The organism is Mycobacterium sp. NGS45 (assembly GCF_059812645.1).
Window position 1 is genome coordinate 105,806 of record NZ_JCALDB010000014.1, and the last position, 14,925, is coordinate 120,730.

At 68.1% G+C, this 14,925-nt stretch carries 16 protein-coding genes; 12 read left to right on the forward strand and 4 right to left on the reverse strand.

Annotated elements, in window-relative coordinates:
- The first annotated feature begins 260 nt into the window (after positions 1-260).
- Positions 261-575 (forward strand): CDGP domain-containing protein, encoded by a 315-nt coding sequence (locus tag AC5Y3P_RS14670; RefSeq protein WP_500046635.1) that lies wholly within the window; start codon positions 261-263, stop codon positions 573-575.
- Between the two features lie 26 nt (positions 576-601).
- Here the strand turns inward: AC5Y3P_RS14670 and AC5Y3P_RS14675 are convergent, their stop codons facing one another.
- Together AC5Y3P_RS14675 and AC5Y3P_RS14680 are read right to left on the reverse strand one after the other, a co-directional pair.
- Positions 602-1,906, reverse strand: coding sequence for a PQQ-dependent sugar dehydrogenase (locus AC5Y3P_RS14675; protein ID WP_500046636.1), 1,305 nt, complete (start codon positions 1,904-1,906; stop codon positions 602-604).
- A complete protein-coding gene (locus tag AC5Y3P_RS14680; protein ID WP_500046637.1) occupies positions 1,887-2,654 on the reverse strand; it encodes a pirin family protein in 768 nt (255 codons plus the stop codon). The genes AC5Y3P_RS14675 and AC5Y3P_RS14680 overlap by 20 nt, the downstream gene beginning before the upstream one ends.
- A gap of 96 nt (positions 2,655-2,750) precedes the next feature.
- Between AC5Y3P_RS14680 and AC5Y3P_RS14685 the strand changes: the two genes are divergently transcribed.
- Positions 2,751-3,527 (forward strand): SDR family NAD(P)-dependent oxidoreductase, encoded by a 777-nt coding sequence (locus AC5Y3P_RS14685; protein ID WP_500046638.1) that lies wholly within the window; start codon positions 2,751-2,753, stop codon positions 3,525-3,527.
- A 143-nt stretch (positions 3,528-3,670) separates the two neighbouring features.
- Positions 3,671-4,585 (forward strand): lactate/malate family dehydrogenase, encoded by a 915-nt coding sequence (locus AC5Y3P_RS14690; protein ID WP_500046654.1) that lies wholly within the window; start codon positions 3,671-3,673, stop codon positions 4,583-4,585.
- A 9-nt stretch (positions 4,586-4,594) separates the two neighbouring features.
- On the opposite strand, the gene AC5Y3P_RS14695 is transcribed toward AC5Y3P_RS14690, so the two are convergent.
- The gene (locus AC5Y3P_RS14695; RefSeq protein WP_500046639.1) at positions 4,595-5,563 is read right to left on the reverse strand and encodes a sigma-70 family RNA polymerase sigma factor; all 969 of its coding nucleotides are present in this window, start codon (positions 5,561-5,563) and stop codon (positions 4,595-4,597) included.
- Between the two features lie 64 nt (positions 5,564-5,627).
- On the opposite strand from AC5Y3P_RS14695, the gene AC5Y3P_RS14700 reads away from it, so the two are divergent.
- The 5 genes from AC5Y3P_RS14700 to AC5Y3P_RS14720 are packed head-to-tail and all read left to right on the forward strand — an operon-like array spanning position 5,628 to position 9,465.
- Positions 5,628-6,467, forward strand: coding sequence for an alpha/beta hydrolase (locus tag AC5Y3P_RS14700; RefSeq protein WP_500046655.1), 840 nt, complete (start codon positions 5,628-5,630; stop codon positions 6,465-6,467).
- Entirely contained in the window at positions 6,464-7,510 is a 1,047-nt protein-coding gene (locus AC5Y3P_RS14705) for an alpha/beta hydrolase family protein (protein WP_500046640.1), read from the forward strand. Before AC5Y3P_RS14700 ends, AC5Y3P_RS14705 begins: the two co-directional genes overlap by 4 nt.
- Before the next feature lie 50 nt (positions 7,511-7,560).
- Complete coding sequence (locus AC5Y3P_RS14710; RefSeq protein ID WP_500046641.1) at positions 7,561-8,307, forward strand: DUF2786 domain-containing protein; 747 nt, start codon at positions 7,561-7,563, stop codon at positions 8,305-8,307.
- Positions 8,304-8,792, forward strand: coding sequence for a TIGR04338 family metallohydrolase (locus AC5Y3P_RS14715; RefSeq protein ID WP_500046642.1), 489 nt, complete (start codon positions 8,304-8,306; stop codon positions 8,790-8,792). Before AC5Y3P_RS14710 ends, AC5Y3P_RS14715 begins: the two co-directional genes overlap by 4 nt.
- 22 nt (positions 8,793-8,814) lie before the next feature.
- A complete protein-coding gene (locus tag AC5Y3P_RS14720; RefSeq protein WP_500046643.1) occupies positions 8,815-9,465 on the forward strand; it encodes an O-methyltransferase in 651 nt (216 codons plus the stop codon).
- 177 nt (positions 9,466-9,642) lie between these two features.
- Here AC5Y3P_RS14720 and ilvD read toward each other — a convergent pair whose 3' ends face one another.
- On the reverse strand, positions 9,643-11,346 hold the full coding sequence (ilvD, locus tag AC5Y3P_RS14725; protein ID WP_500046644.1) for a dihydroxy-acid dehydratase: 1,704 nt from the start codon (positions 11,344-11,346) through the stop codon (positions 9,643-9,645).
- A gap of 119 nt (positions 11,347-11,465) precedes the next feature.
- On the opposite strand from ilvD, the gene AC5Y3P_RS14730 reads away from it, so the two are divergent.
- The 4 genes from AC5Y3P_RS14730 (at position 11,466) to AC5Y3P_RS14745 (ending at position 14,859) form a co-directional block, all read left to right on the forward strand.
- On the forward strand, positions 11,466-12,083 hold the full coding sequence (locus AC5Y3P_RS14730) for a DUF305 domain-containing protein (RefSeq protein WP_500046645.1): 618 nt from the start codon (positions 11,466-11,468) through the stop codon (positions 12,081-12,083).
- Entirely contained in the window at positions 12,080-12,367 is a 288-nt protein-coding gene (gene ricR / locus AC5Y3P_RS14735; protein WP_500046646.1) for a copper-sensing transcriptional repressor RicR, read from the forward strand. The genes AC5Y3P_RS14730 and ricR overlap by 4 nt, the downstream gene beginning before the upstream one ends.
- Positions 12,368-12,473: 106 nt before the next feature.
- Positions 12,474-13,700, forward strand: coding sequence for an MFS transporter (locus tag AC5Y3P_RS14740; RefSeq protein WP_500046647.1), 1,227 nt, complete (start codon positions 12,474-12,476; stop codon positions 13,698-13,700).
- A 148-nt stretch (positions 13,701-13,848) separates the two neighbouring features.
- Positions 13,849-14,859 carry a L,D-transpeptidase gene (locus tag AC5Y3P_RS14745; protein WP_500046648.1) on the forward strand — a complete coding sequence of 337 codons (1,011 nt, stop codon included), beginning with the start codon at positions 13,849-13,851 and terminating at the stop codon, positions 14,857-14,859.
- The last annotated feature ends 66 nt before the right edge of the window (positions 14,860-14,925 follow it).

Consider the following 14,925-nt stretch of genomic DNA (forward strand, 5'->3'; position numbering starts at 1 on the left):
TCGGTACCGGCCGTCCCCGAATCCGAGGACCGAGCAGATGTTTGCTAAGCCCCATCAGTAACAGTTGCCACATTGCTATCTCTGGCACCGTTGGTTTCGCATCTGGGGTAGTACGGCCGGAATAAGTGCACTTAACGACTGGTCAGAGCCGACTTTCAGGAGCGTCAAAATAATTGGGCCGAGACCTTTCCATATTTAGCCAGAGTGGGGCACAATGTTTGCTGTCACTGGGGGTGACGATCTGATCTAGGGGGGATCAAATGTCTGCTGCTATCCAAACCGTGTCGTGGGGCTTTCGGCCCGCCGTCGTGCGTGGCAAGAGGATGTGCGCGGCCGCGCTGGCGGTTCTCGGGCTGGCCGCCGGTTTGACGGCGGTCGCCGGCACCGTGAGCCCAACCGCCAATGCCTGCACCAACGCGATCAACGCATCCGGCGGTGCGCTGGGACACGGCGGCGGGGTGCGAGAGTCCTGCCTGCCCAACGGCGACAAGATGCGCTGCGAGACGGTGTATGTGTTCGGTATCGGTGGGGAGAACTGCTTCGTGGTTCCGAAGGGCGACCCGAGGAACCCGTGAGGCTTTTTCTCGCGTGGCGACGCTGATCAAGTCGGTGGGGCCACCCGATAGATGGCGTCGGCGTAGTCGTCGGTGACGTATATCGCGCCGTCCGGACCCGGCACCGCGGCCACTGGACGTCCCCAGCGAGACCCGTCGGCATTCTGGAACCCGCCGACCAAGGTTTGTGCGTCACTCAAAGTGCCGTCGCGCCAAGGGAAGAACGCAACCTCAGGCGGTCGCGGCGTTGTGCGATTCCACGAGCCATGCACGCCGATCAGCGCGCCGGCGCCGTAGGGTTCGGGAAGTTCGCCGAAGACCATGCCCAGCGGTGCTGCATGAGCGCCCAAGCTCTGCTCGATGGGCGGCAGTGCGGCACAGTGCATCTGGGTGCCGTCCGAGTTGGTCTGCATGTCGCGGATCAACACCAGGTTCGCCGGGCCGCCGTCGGGATTGCAGTACGGCCAGCCCAATTCGCGCCCCGGTGTCAACCGGGCAACCGATTCCGGCGGATGGTCGTCGACGTAGTCCATCCGGACCTCGCCGTCCGGATCGGCGACGTTGTCGCGGTTGTTCACCGCGGTCCACACCGCGCCGTCGGGCGCGATGGCCAGCCCGGTGCCGTTGCGCACCCCGGTGGCGAACGGCTCGGCCGGGCCGCCGCCGGGCGGCACCCGCATGATGGTCGCGCGCGGTGGATCGGCGTCCCGGTCCTCGGCCGAGATGTTGCCAGTCGAGCCGATCGAGAAGTAGACCGCTCCGTCGGCGCCGACCACCACGCTCTTGAGTGCATGTGAGTAGGCACCCTGCAGGTCGGGGCTCTTGGCGTTCGGCAGGTCGACGACCAGCACGCGCGGCGCTGCGGTGCGCCCGTCAGTGTAGGTGCGTACGTCGACCTGATCACTTTGGGCCAGGTAGAGCTGATCGCCGACGAAAGCCAACCCGTGTGGTTCGGTGAGGCCGTCGAGCAGCACCGCAACCGCACCGTCGGCGTCCAGGCGCAGCACCTGACCGGTCGAGGGCACCGAGACCAGTAGCGCGCCGTCCGGCGCCCACGCCGCCAGCCGGGGTTTCGGGGTGCGCGCCCACACCGACATCGACCATCCGGGCGGCACCTGCGCCTGCCGGGGACGGTCGAACGGAGGCTGCGCCAGTTCGTCGGGCACCTGCACGGTCACGGCGGTCAGGCCCGACGCCGGGGCGGGTTCGGCCGCCGACTCGCCCAGACCCGGTGCCGGTACCGGTACCGGTGCCGGTACCGGGTCGGGTGCACCGCCGCAACCCGTCGCGCCGAGGAGCGCGAGCAGGGCGGCGGCGCTGAGTGCGCGGACGCTAACCGGCCAGCCCGGCATGCATCTCCCAGATCAGGATCTCGGCGGCCTCGGTGGCGCGCACGCGCTGTCCGCCGGAGGCGGTGAACCGCGCCGCGTCGCCCTGTTGCAGGGCGCCGGCACCTTCCAGTTCGACCGCGCCGCGGGCCACGAACAGATGCAGATACGGCGCTTCGGGCAACGACACCGATTGGCCCGGCTGCAGCCGGGCGCCGTGCAGTGCGGCGTGCCGGTTGCCGATGCTGATCGCGGCCTGATCGGCATGCTCAGGCCGGCCCGAGGCGATGGTGACCAGGTTGCCGTCGAGCAGCGCCTCGTCGATCTCGAGTTGCTGATAGCCCGGATCGGTCCCGGACTCATCCGGGACCACCCACATCTGCACGAAATGCACTGGTTCGCTGTGGGTTTCATCGCCGGTCAGGTTCCACGAGTCGTTCTTCTCGGAGTGCAGGATGCCGCGACCGGCGGACATCCGCTGGGCCAGCCCCGGATAGATCACTCCCGAATTGCCGGTGGAGTCCTGATGGACCAGCGATCCGCGCAGCACCCAGGTGACGATCTCCATGTCGCGGTGCGGATGCGTGTCGAACCCGCTACCGGGCGCGACCACGTCGTCGTTGTTGACCAGCAGCAAACCGTGGTGGGTGTTGGCCGGGTCGTAATGATGGCTGAACGAGAACGAATGCTTGGAGTCCAGCCAGTCGATCCGGGTCTGGAACCGGTCCGCAGCACGCCGGACGTCGATCCTCGGCTCGAGCTTGGACGTCACTGAATCACTCCTTGGCTTGGTCCCGAGCCTACCGGCGCCGCACACCACACCAGGGTGCTGAACGCTCCCAACTAACCGGTTCGTAGGCTGTGCATCGTGGATATCAACGGAGCTAGCGCCATCGTCACCGGTGGCGCATCAGGTATCGGTGCGGCCACCGCTCGCAAGCTGGCCGACCGCGGTGCCAAGGTCGTCGTCGCCGACCTGCAGGCAGACAAGGGCGAGGAACTCGCCAAGGAGATCGGTGGCGCCTTCGTCAGCGTCGACGTCACCAACACCGATCAGATCATCGACGCGGTCAAGACCGCCGCTGACCTGGGCCCGCTGCGCGCCCTGGTGAACTCGGCCGGCATCGGCTGGGCCCAGCGCACCATCGGCAAGGACGGCGAGTTCGAGTCGGCGCACAACCTGGACGCCTACAAGAAGGTGCTCGCGATCAACCTGGTCGGCACCTTCGACTGCATCCGGTTGGCCGCAACCGAGATGAGCAAGCTGGATCTGACCGACACCGGTGAGCGCGGCGCGATCGTCAACATGACCAGTGTGGCGGCCTTCGACGGCCAGATCGGCCAGGCGGCCTACTCGTCGTCCAAGGGCGGCGTGGTCGGCATGACCCTGCCGGTGGCCCGGGATCTGTCTGCGGTCGGCATCCGGGTCAACACCGTGGCCCCGGGCCTGATCGACACCCCGATCTACGGCGAGGGCGAGGGCTCGGAAGCGTTCAAGGCCAAGCTGGGTGAGTCGGTGCTGTTCCCGCACCGGCTGGGCAAGCCCGAAGAGCTTGCCTCGATGGTGATCGAGTTGCTCACCAACTCCTACATGAACGCCGAAGTGGTCCGCGTCGACGGCGGCATCCGGATGCCACCGAAGTAACCCGAAGACGAACGTCTGCGAAACCGCCCGCTGCGATCAGCGGGCGGTTTCGTGTCTGGGTGACTTCGCCGTGCAGGATGTGCGAATCCGGCCATGATGGACACGTGACTGCGACACAGAGCGGCAAAGTCTCCATCATCGGCATGGGCAGCGTCGGTACCGCCATCGCCTACGCGTGCCTGATCCGCGGCTCGGCCTCCGCGCTGGGCCTCTACGACATCGTCGCCAAGAAGGTCCGGGCCGAGGTGCTCGACCTCAACCACGGCAGCCAGTTCGTGCCGCACTGCCGGGTCGACGGCGGCGACGACCTGGGCGTCACCGCCGGCTCGCAGATCATCGTGGTGACCGCGGGCGCCAAACAGAAGCCCGGGCAGACCCGACTGGAGTTGGCGGCCGGCAATGTCGCGATGGCCCAGGACCTGACGCCCAAACTCATCGAGCTCTCACCGGGTGCGGTGATCATCTTCGTCACCAACCCGGTCGATGTGGTCACCTATGCCGCAGTGCAATCCGTGGACGTGGCGCCGGGACACATCTTCGGGTCCGGCACCGTGCTGGACTCCAGCCGGTTCCGCTACCTGATCGCCGAACGCGCTGACCTGGCGGTGGGCAACGTGCACGGGTTCATCGTCGGTGAGCACGGCGATTCCGAGATCTCGCTGTGGTCCAGCGTGTCGATCGGCGGCGTGCCGGCCGCCGATTTCAGCGTCGACGGGCGGCCGCTGTTCGACGAACCGGCCCGCACCCAGATCTCGCACGACGTGGTGAACGCGGCCTACGAGATCATCGAGGGTAAGGGCGCCACCAACCTGGCGATCGGATTGTCGACCGCGCGCATCATCGAGGCGATCCGCGGACACCAACACCGGGTGCTGCCGGTGTCCACGCTGCAGACCGGCGCGTACGGCATCGACGACGTCTGCTTGTCGCTGCCCACCGTGGTCTCGGCCGACGGCGCCGGGCGGGTCCTGCAGATCCCGCTGTCTCCGGGCGAGGGCGACGGGCTGCAGGCCTCGGCGCAGACCTTGGCGCAGGCCTGGGCCACCCTGCCGCACTGAGGGCCCGCACTACAGGGCGTCGGGCAACCCGAACTTCGGGAAACACGACGTGTCCAGGAACGCCACCACATGTCCGACGCCGTCGGCGGTCATGTCCACCACGTGCAGCTGGAACGGCAGATGCCGGCCGGACTGCGGGTCGCGCATGTACATCGCCGCCGCAGGCTGGCCGTTGGCGGTCAGCGGCAGCAGCCGCATGTCGCCGGGGTGCTCGGCCGGGCAGTTGTGGTGGATCAACGCCGCGATCGAGGCCCGTCCCTGGAACCAGCCGGTGAACGGCGGCATCTCCCAGATGGCCTCCTCGGTGAACATGCTCACCAGCCGTTCGATGTCGTAGTCCTCGAACGCCGCGATGTAGCGGTTCAGCAGCTCGCGGGCCGGCGCCGAATCCGGCGCCAGCAGCCGATCGTCCTGGCTGGGCGCCACCGCGGCGAGTTGCGCGCGCGCCCGCTGCAACAGGCTGTTGACCGCCGCAGTGGAAGTGCCGATGGCCTCGGCCACCTCGGCGGCCCGCCAGCCCAGTACCTCGCGCAGCACCAGCACCGCGCGCTGCCGCGGCGAAAGATGTTGCAGCGCAGCGATGAACGCCAGCCGCACCGACTCGCGCGAGCCCACGATCACCGACGGATCATCGCGGTCGTCGGGCAGCGGTTCGAGCCACGGCACCTCGGCGCGCTGCTCGAGCTCACCGACCGGGTCGGCGGCCGGCGCGCCCAACCCGGTGGGCAGCGGCCGGCGCTGACGACTCTCCAGCGCGGTCAAGCAGGTGTTGGTGGCGATCCGGTGCAGCCAGGTCCGCACCGAGGACTTGCCTTCAAAGCGGTCATAGGACTTCCAGGCCCGCAGGTAGGTCTCCTGCACCAGATCTTCGGCGTCGTGCAACGAACCGGTCATCCGGTAGCAGTGCGACAGCAGTTCCCGGTGGTACTGCTGTGCATCGGTGAGGAAGGTGTCGGGGTCGCCGGCGAGCACGCTCACGGTTCGAGCTTACAAAGATGTTCTGACAACCGGCGGCTACGCTGCACAGGTGGCCGATGTCGACGTGACCAGAACCGAACGCACCTTCGACGGCGTCGGCGGGGTTCGGATCGTCTACGACACCTGGACGCCGACGGCGTCGGTGCCGCCCGTGGGGGTCGTGGTGCTCTCGCACGGCTTCGGTGAACACGCGGCCCGCTACCACCACGTGGCGCGCCGGTTCGGTCAGGCCGGGCTGGTCACCTACGCCCTGGATCACCGCGGGCACGGCCGCTCCGGCGGCAAGCGGGTCTACGTCCGGGACGTCTCGGAGTTCACCGAGGACTTCGCCCGTCTGGTCGCGGTGGCCACCGACGAACACCCCGACCTGCCGGTCATCGTGCTCGGGCACAGCATGGGCGGAGCGATCGTATTCAACTATGCCGCAAAGCATCCCAGTGATTACGACCTGGTGGTGCTGTCCGGGCCGGCGGTCGCCGCGCAGGACGACGTGCCGGCCGCGCTGAGTGTGGTCGGCAAGGTGCTCGGGGTGCTTGCCCCGAGCGTGCCGGTGCAGCAGTTGGACTCGGCCGCGGTCTCCCGCGACCCGCAGGTGGTGGCCGACTACGACGCCGATCCGCTGGTGTGGCACGGCAAGGTGCCGGCCGGCATCGCCCGCGCGCTGCTGGGCGTGGGTACCGATCTGCCCGAGTTGGCCCGGGCCATCACCAAGCCGATCCTGGTGGTGCACGGCGCCGACGACCGGCTGATCCCGGCCCGCGGCAGTCAGAAGCTGGTGGACTGCGTGGGCTCCGAGGACGTCCACCTGAAAATCTACCCGGAGCTCTACCACGAGGTGTTCAACGAACCCGAACGCGATCGCGTCCTCGACGACGTGGTGTCCTGGATCGAGACCAGGATTTGAAACAACTTGTCGCACTGGGGTTTTTGCTGACCCTGCTGGCCGGGTGCGGAACCGCCGAGCAGACCGGCACCGCGGCGCAGACCGACTGGGTCGAAGAAGAAGTCAGCTTCAATGCCGACGGCCTGACCATCTACGGCAGCTACCGGCATCTGCGCGACGGCGAACCCGGCCCGGCGGCCGTGCTGATCTCGGAGAGCGGCGGTACCGATCGCAACGGCGACAACACCGTGCTGGGACCGGTCGGGAACATGCGGCAGTTGGCCGAACAACTGTCCGAGCACGGGGTGGCCAGCCTGCGCTACGACAAGGTGGGCACCGGCAAGACCGGGCTGGGACCGTTTGCCGCGGATCCGGGGCAGGTGGGCAGCGCGGTGTACACCGCGGGCGCCAAGGCCGCGTTGAGCTTCCTGGCCGAACAACCTGGTTCCGATCCCAGCCGGTTGTCGGCCTACGGCCTCGGTGAAGGCGCCACCCACGCGATGGAGTTGGCCGCCGATACCGCCGTGGATGCGCCGCAGCTGCAGGCTCTGGGGCTGCTGCAACCGCTGCCGCGGCGTTATCTGGACTTGATGACCAACCGGGTGCGTCGCGGTCTGGCCGCCGAGGTCGAGGCCGGTGCCCAGACGGCAGCCGACGCCGAGGCCGTCCAGGCGCAGTGGGACGCCGCCGTCGCGCATGCCCGCAGCACCGGGGAGCTGCCGGAGCAACCGCTGCCGGACAGCTTGAGCCCGATCCTGGGGCCGGGCAACCTCAAGGCGGTCCTGGAAGCCGACGCCATCGACCCGCTGGCGCAGGCCAAGAACGTTCCGGACGCCACCGCGGTGTTGCTCACCTGCTCGGACACCGACGGGCAGGCCTACTGCAGCGACATCACCGGCCTAGCCGACGCGCTGGCACACACCGACCTGACGCTGGTCGAGCTGGTCGGCGTCAACCACGTGCTGCGCGACGACCCCACCGACAACGTGGTCAACCAAGCCAAGGCCGGTCCGCTGTCGCCGCAACTGACCGCCGCGCTGGCCGAGTTCAACGCGGCCGGCTGAGCCGTGTCGTCCCCGTCGGCGATGTCGCCGCCGTCTTCTACCCTGGCGCCATGACAGACAAGATGCTGGCGCGTATCGCCGCACTGCTGCGTCAGGCCGAAGGCACTGACAACCCGCACGAAGCCGAGGCCTTCCTGGCCGCGGCGCAACGGTTGGCCACTTCCACGGCCATCGACCTGGCCGTCGCACGCGCACACTCGGCCAGCCGGGAGGCCGCGGCTGCGCCCACCCAGCGCACCGTGACCATCGGGGAGGCCGGCACCCGCGGCTTGCGCACCTATGTGCAGCTGTTCTCGCTGATCGCGCACGCCAACGACGTGCGCTGTGACGTGGCGTCCAATTCGACGTTCGTCTACGCCTACGGCTTCCCGGAAGATCTCGAGACCACGCACGCGCTGTACGCCAGCCTGGTGGTGCAGATGATCAAGGCCTGTGACGCCTATCTGGGTACCGGCGCCTATCGGCCCACCCCGAAGATCACGGCTCGGCTGAACTTCCAGTTGGCGTTCGGCGCGCGGGTGGGTCAGCGGCTCGCCGAGGCGCGGGCAGCCGTCCGCAGTGCCGCCGAGCAGGACCGCACCCGCGCGCCCGGTACCGCACTTGCGTTGCGGAACAAGGAAATCGAGCTGCGCGATCACTACCGGGTCAGTTCCCAGGCGCGCGGAACCTGGCGGGCCACCAGCGCCTCGGCCGGCTATTCCTCGGCGGCGCGCCGGGCCGGTGACCGGGCGGGGCGACAGGCGCGGCTGGGCAGCAGCCCGGAGCTGCCGGGTGCACGCCGGCCGCTGCGTCGGTGAGCGTCCGCGACAGTCAACGCTCCCGGGTGTATGCCGCGGAGGGGTTTGTGCGCACCATGTTCGACCGTGCCGCCGAGCACCACAACCGGGTCATCGACTTCTTCGGCACCTCGTTGACCCTGCCGCCCGAGGCCCGGTTCGGCGCGGTGGACGCCGTGCAGCGCTACGTCGATGAGGTGCTGGCGATGCCCGCGGTCACGCAGCGTTGGCCGGAGACCGGCGCGCTGTCGGTCCGGCCCCGGCGCGGTACCAAGTTCGCGCACTACGATCCCAGCGAGGCAGTCATCGCGGTGTCTGAACATCCGGAGGCCGGATCGCTGCGCGAACTGGTGGTGTTGCATGAGATCGCCCATCACCTGAGCCCGGCCGCTCCGGCGCACGGCAGCGAGTTCGTGTCGACCATGTGCGAACTGGCCGCACTCGTGATGGGACCAGAAGTTGGCCACGTGCTGCGCGTGGTTTACGCCAAAGAAGGTGTGGGTTAACCCATTCCGATACGGTGAACCCATGACCCCGACCCCGCAGGCCGTCGACGAACTGTTGAATCGCATTGTGCTGCCCGCTGATCCGGTGCTCGACGCTGCGTTGGCCGACAGTGCGGCAGCCGGTCTGCCGACCATCGAGGTGACCGCGCAGGCCGCGCATTTCCTGGGGCTGCTGGTGCGCATCGCGGGCGCGCGGCGGGTGCTCGAAATCGGCACCCTCGGTGGCTACAGCACCATCGCGCTGGCCCGGGCGGTCGGTCCGGAGGGCAGCGTGATCACCCTCGAGTACGAGCAGCGGCACGCCGAGGTGGCCAAGGCGAACCTGCGTCGAGCCCGGGTCGACGATCGGGTGCAGATCATCGTGGGCGCGGCCCTGGACACGCTGCCGTCGCTGACCGGTGACTTCGACTTCGTGTTCATCGACGCGGACAAGGAGAACAACAGCGCCTACCTGCAGTGGGCCGTCGACCTGGGGCGGCGCGGCACCGTCATCGTGGTGGACAACGTGGTGCGCGACGGACGAATTCTGGAGCCGACCGCCGAGGATCACCAGGCCCGCGCGGTGCGCGACATGCTCGAGTTGCTGGGCCGGCATCCCGACCTGGACGCCGCGGCGATCCAGACGGTGGGTGGCAAGGGGTGGGACGGCTTCGCGATTGCCAGGGTGGGCTGACGATGCCGAGGGACGAGGCTGAGGAGGCCGCCAAGTTGGGCAGGGTCGGCTGACCCCGTTTTCGTTCAGTTGGAAGCTAGGTAGCCGGAATCCGCCGAAACGCCTACTTGGTGTCTAACTCAACGGCTTGGAATGTGATCGGTCACATCGCGGGCTGGCCGTCTGGCCGGACTCGCCTCAGGTGCAGACCGCGCCGACGGCCGCCGACCCGACCAGCTTGGTGTACTTGGCCAGCACGCCGGTGGTGTAGCGCGGCGGCAACGGCGCGAAACCGACCTTGCGGGCTTCGAACTCGCCCTCATCGACCAGCACGTCCAGCGTCCCGTTCGCGACGTCCAGCCGGATCCGGTCGCCGTCGCGCACGAAGGCGATCGGTCCGCCGTCGACGGCCTCGGGCGCGATGTGCCCCACGCACAGCCCGGTGGTCCCGCCGGAGAACCGGCCGTCGGTCATCAGCAGCACGTCCTTGCCGAGCCCGGCGCCCTTGATCGCACCCGTGATGGCCAGCATTTCGCGCATACCGGGTCCGCCCTTGGGACCCTCGTAGCGGATCACGACGACGTCGCCGTGCGTGATGGTGCCGTCCTCCAGCGCGTCGAGGGCAGCCCTTTCCCGCTCGAAAACCCTTGCCGTGCCTTCGAACACGTCGGAGTCGAAACCGGCCGACTTGACTACGGCGCCCTCGGGCGCCAGCGAGCCGTGCAGGATCGTGATGCCACCGGTGGGGTGGATCGGCTCGGAGAGCGCGCGCAGCACCTTGCCGTCCGGGTCCGGCGGCGCGATGTGCGCCAGGTTCTCGGCCATGGTCTGTCCGGTCACGGTCAGGCAGTCGCCGTGCAGCAGCCCGGCGTCCAGCAGGGCCCGCATCACCACGGGCACGCCGCCGATCTCGTCGACGTCCTTCATCACATGCTGGCCGAACGGCTTGACGTCAGCCAGGTGCGGCACCTTGTTGCCGATCCGGGTGAAGTCGGCCAGGGTCAGGTCGACCTCGGCCTCACGTGCGATCGCCAGCAGGTGCAGCACCGCGTTGGTGGACCCGCCGAACGCCATCACGACGGCGATCGCGTTCTCGAAGGCTTCCTTGGTGAGGATGTCGCGCGCGGTGATGCCGCGGCGCAGCATCTCGACGACGGCCTCGCCGGAGCGGCGGGCGTAGTCCTCGCGGCGCTTGTCGATCGCGGCCGGCGACGCGCTGCCCGGCAGCGACATGCCCAGTGCTTCGGCGGCCGAGGCCATGGTGTTGGCGGTGTACATACCGCCGCAGGCGCCCTCGCCCGGGCAGATGGCGCGCTCGATGATGTCGACGTCCTCGCGCGACATCAACCCACGCACGCAGGCGCCAACGGCCTCGAAGGCGTCGATGATGGTGACTTCCTTCTCGGTGCCGTCGGTCAGCTTGGCAATGCCCGGCATGATCGATCCGTTGTAGAAGAACACCGAAGCCAGGTTCAGCCGGGCCGCCGCCATCAGCATGCCGGGGATCGACTTGTCGCAACCGGCCAACAGCACGGTGCCGTCCAGTCGCTCGGCCTGCACCACGGTCTCAACGCTGTCGGCGATCACCTCGCGGCTCACCAGCGAGAAGTGCATCCCCTCGTGGCCCATCGAGATGCCGTCGGACACCGAGATGGTGCCGAACTCCAGCGGGTAGCCGCCGGCCTTGTGCACACCGGCTTTGACCTCCTGGGCCAGTCGCTGCAGCGACATGTTGCACGGCGTGATCTCGTTCCAGGACGACGCGACGCCGATCTGCGGCTTGACCCAGTCCTCGTCTCCCATGCCTACCGCGCGGAGCATCCCGCGGGCGGCGGCCTTCTCCAGGCCGTCGGTGACATCCCGGCTACGGGGCTTCATGTCCACGGACGAGGTTTCGCTCATGGCAATCAGTATCGCGGGCCTGTCCAATCGGTATCTGGTTAGGCAAACCTGTGTTGACCGATCGCTCGATCGTGCGGCATTCTCATATACCCCTCAGGGGTATGATGTACCGTGGTGGAATGACCTTCCGCATCGTCGCGGCCCTGGCCGCACTGTCCACCGCCGTGTTCCTGTCCGGCTGTACCGACAACACCAGCACCACCCATGACGGTCACACCGACCACAGCCACGGCCCGGAAACCACCGTCGTCACCGGCGAACCTGCCGGCTACAACGACGCCGACGTCGCGTTCATGACCGACATGATCCCGCACCACGAACAGGCCATCGAACTGACGGCCTTGGTGCCCGACCGCTCGACCAACCCCGAGCTGATCGCACTGGCCGAGCAGATCGCGGCAACCCAACAACCCGAGATCGACACCATGAAGGCGTTCCTGGTGCAGTGGACCGAGAATCCGCAGGACAACACCGACGACCACGGCGATCACCACTCGGAGATGAGCGGCATGGTCGATGAACAGACCATGGCCGAACTCGGCACGCTCAGCGGACCGGAATTCGACACGCTGTGGTTGCAGTCGATGATCGCGCACCATGAGGGCGCCATCGAGATGGCCCAGACCGAGCTCGACACCGGCGCCAACGCCGACGCCAAGAAGTTGGCGCAGGACATCGTCGCGGCCCAGCAGGCCGAGATCGACACCATGAACCAGATGCTCGGCGGCACGCCATGACCGAACACGGGTACTCGTCGGACAAGGAGAACTACACCCGTCGGCTGCGGCGGATCGAGGGGCAGGTGCGCGGCATCGCCAAGATGATCGAGGACGACAAGTACTGCATCGACGTGCTCACCCAGATCAGTGCGGTGAATTCGGCGTTGCAGTCGGTGGCCCTGGGACTGCTCGACGAACATCTGGGTCACTGCGTCTCGCACGCCATCGCCGACGGCGGTGAGCAGGCCGAACAGAAGCTGGCCGAGGCGTCGGCGGCGATTGCCCGGTTGGTGCGGTCCTAGCACCGGATGTCCGGCTCCAACCAACACGAGGTGCGTGGATAGCCGGCGTCGCCGTCGGGCGCGCTGAACCGCCGCAGCGGCCCGGAGCCGATACCGTGGCACGCAAATGAGCGTCGAGCTGCTGCGCAGTGCCGCCCCGTGGACGCCGCGGGTGGCGGCGCAGCTGGCCGTGCTGTCGACCGCGGCCTTCGTCTACGTCACTGCCGAGTTGGCGCCGGTCGGCGCACTGCCCGCAATCGCGAGCGATCTCGCGGTCAGCGAGGCCCTGGTCGGCACTCTGGTGGCCAGCTACGCCCTGGTGGCCGCGGTCATGACGATGCCGCTGGTGCGCTGGACTGCGCACTGGTCGCGACGACGGGTGCTGGTGCTGACCCTGGTGACGCTGACCGTCGCCCAAACCGTCTCGGCGGTGGCCGACGACTTCGCGGTGCTCGCCGCGGGGCGGGTGACCTCGGCGCTGACCCACGGCCTGATGTGGTCGGTGCTGGCGCCGATCGGCGTGCGGTTGGTGCCGCCGAGCCACGCCGGCCGTGCGACCACCGCGGTGTACGTCGGGTCCGCGCTGGCGTTGGTGGTCGGCAGTCCGCTCACCGCGGCCATGAGTCAGCTTTGGGGCTGGCGGGCTGCGTTCGGGGTGATCGCCGGCGCGGCTGCCGTGGTCACCCTGGCCGCCCGGCTGGGACTGCCGCAGTTGCCGGTGCCCGGCGGCGCAACGCGCAGGCGGGCGCCGGCGCGGGGAAGCGACCGTCGGCTCAACATCCTGTGCGGGCTCACCGTCGTCGGTGTCACCGCGCACTTCATCTCCTACACGTTCATCGTGGTGATCCTGCGGGATGTGGTGGGGATGCACGGGGCCGGACTGGCCTGGCTGTTGGCCGGCTACGGGGTTGCCGGGCTGGCCGCGATGGCCCTGTTGGCCGGGGCGTTGGACCGACGTCCCAAGGCCACGCTGCTGGCCGGGCTGGGCGGGCTGTCGATCGCGCTGGCCGTGCTGGCCACCTTGGCGATGGATCCCGACGTCGGAGCGACCGCCCTGATCGTCGGCGGCGTTGCCGTGGTGCTGTGGGGAGCGATGGCCACGGCGCTGCCACCCATGCTGCAATCGGTCGCCATGCGGGTCGGCGCCGACGACGCGGATCGGGCCTCGGGCCGCTACGTCGCGGCCTTCCAGGGCGGCATCATGGCGGGTTCGCTGATCGGCGGCTACCTCTACCAGACCGTGGGAGTTGCCGCGATGGTCAGCGCATCGGCTTTGCTGGTGATTGTCGCCTCGGCGGGGGTGGCCCGGAGTCGACGGTTGTTCGATGCACCTGACGCAGTGTGGGGTCGGTAACAAAAGTCGTGGTCAGCACGATCTCCCCAGGAGTGGAACCAGCAGGTGGCGCGCTCGCGCGGCCGCTGACCTGGTTCTCGAGACCGGTAGCTGGTGTTTTGGTTGTGCGACACTTGGACCAGGACAGAAGAGCATGGAGGACGTTTTGATGCCCAGTCTCGTTGCGCCCCGAGCGGCGACGCGGACCACCCAGGCGCTCGCCGCCACCGCCGCTCTGTTGGCGGCGCTGTTCACGGCAGCTCCGGCGATCGCCGATCCCGAACCGGCGCCCGTGGACCCACAACCGGTGATCGACGCGCCCGCTGCTCCCGCCGGGGCCCCGGCCGATCCGGCTGCAGTGGGCGCCGCCGAAACCGGCGCGGAACCGGAAGCGGTGAACAACTACGGACTCTGGGAGGTGCCGGAAGGCACCCCCGCCGGGCAGAACCCACTGCCGTTTGAGGGCACCCCGCCGTTCCGGCCACCGAGCTTCAACCCGGTGAACGGATCGATGGTGGGTGTGGCCAAGCCGATCTACATCAACTTTGCGGTGCCGATCGCCAACCGGAAGCTGGCCGAGGACGCGATCCACATCTCGTCCAACCCGCCCGTGCCGGGTCGGTTCTACTGGGTCACCGATTCTCAGGTGCGTTGGCGCCCGCAGGACTTCTGGCCGGCCAACACCGTGGTGACCATCGACGCGGCCGGTACCAAGTCGACGTTCCGCACCGGTGACTACCTGGTGGCCACCATCGATGACACCACCAAGCAGATGGAAGTCATGCGCAACGGAAAGTTGGAGAAGACCTTCCCGGTGTCGATGGGCCGACAAGGCAAGTACGAGACCAAGAACGGCACCTACTACGTGCTGGAGAAGTTCGCCGACATCGTGATGGACTCCTCGACCTACGGCGTGCCGGTGGACTCGGCTGAGGGCTACAAGCTCAAGGTGAAGGATGCGGTCCGGCTCGACAACAGCGGGATCTTCGTGCACAGCGCACCGTGGTCCACCGGCGACCAAGGCACACGCAATGTCAGCCACGGCTGCATCAACCTGAGTCCGGCCAATGCCAAGTGGTTCTTCGACAACTTCGGCAGCGGTGACCCGGTGGTGATCAAGAACACCGGCGGCGGCTGGTACGACCAGCCCGACGGCGCGTCCGATTGGCAGATGTTCTAACCCGCCATACGCCGAAAGCCGGTTCTCCATCCCCGAATGGGTTGGCGAACCGGCTTTTCGCGCTAG

Excerpts from the sequence above, each read along its gene's own strand:
- AC5Y3P_RS14690 (WP_500046654.1), top strand. The coding sequence starts at position 3,671 with ATGGGCAGCGTCGGTACCGCCATCGCCTACGCGTGCCTGATCCGCGGC.
- AC5Y3P_RS14730 (WP_500046645.1), top strand. The coding sequence starts at position 11,466 with ATGACCTTCCGCATCGTCGCGGCCCTGGCCGCACTGTCCACCGCCGTG.
- AC5Y3P_RS14745 (WP_500046648.1), top strand. The coding sequence starts at position 13,849 with ATGCCCAGTCTCGTTGCGCCCCGAGCGGCGACGCGGACCACCCAGGCG.
- ricR (WP_500046646.1), top strand. The coding sequence starts at position 12,080 with ATGACCGAACACGGGTACTCGTCGGACAAGGAGAACTACACCCGTCGG.
- AC5Y3P_RS14740 (WP_500046647.1), top strand. The coding sequence starts at position 12,474 with ATGAGCGTCGAGCTGCTGCGCAGTGCCGCCCCGTGGACGCCGCGGGTG.
- AC5Y3P_RS14670 (WP_500046635.1), top strand. The coding sequence starts at position 261 with ATGTCTGCTGCTATCCAAACCGTGTCGTGGGGCTTTCGGCCCGCCGTC.
- ilvD (WP_500046644.1), bottom strand. The coding sequence starts at position 11,346 with ATGAGCGAAACCTCGTCCGTGGACATGAAGCCCCGTAGCCGGGATGTC.
- AC5Y3P_RS14675 (WP_500046636.1), bottom strand. The coding sequence starts at position 1,906 with ATGCCGGGCTGGCCGGTTAGCGTCCGCGCACTCAGCGCCGCCGCCCTG.
- AC5Y3P_RS14710 (WP_500046641.1), top strand. The coding sequence starts at position 7,561 with ATGACAGACAAGATGCTGGCGCGTATCGCCGCACTGCTGCGTCAGGCC.
- AC5Y3P_RS14720 (WP_500046643.1), top strand. The coding sequence starts at position 8,815 with ATGACCCCGACCCCGCAGGCCGTCGACGAACTGTTGAATCGCATTGTG.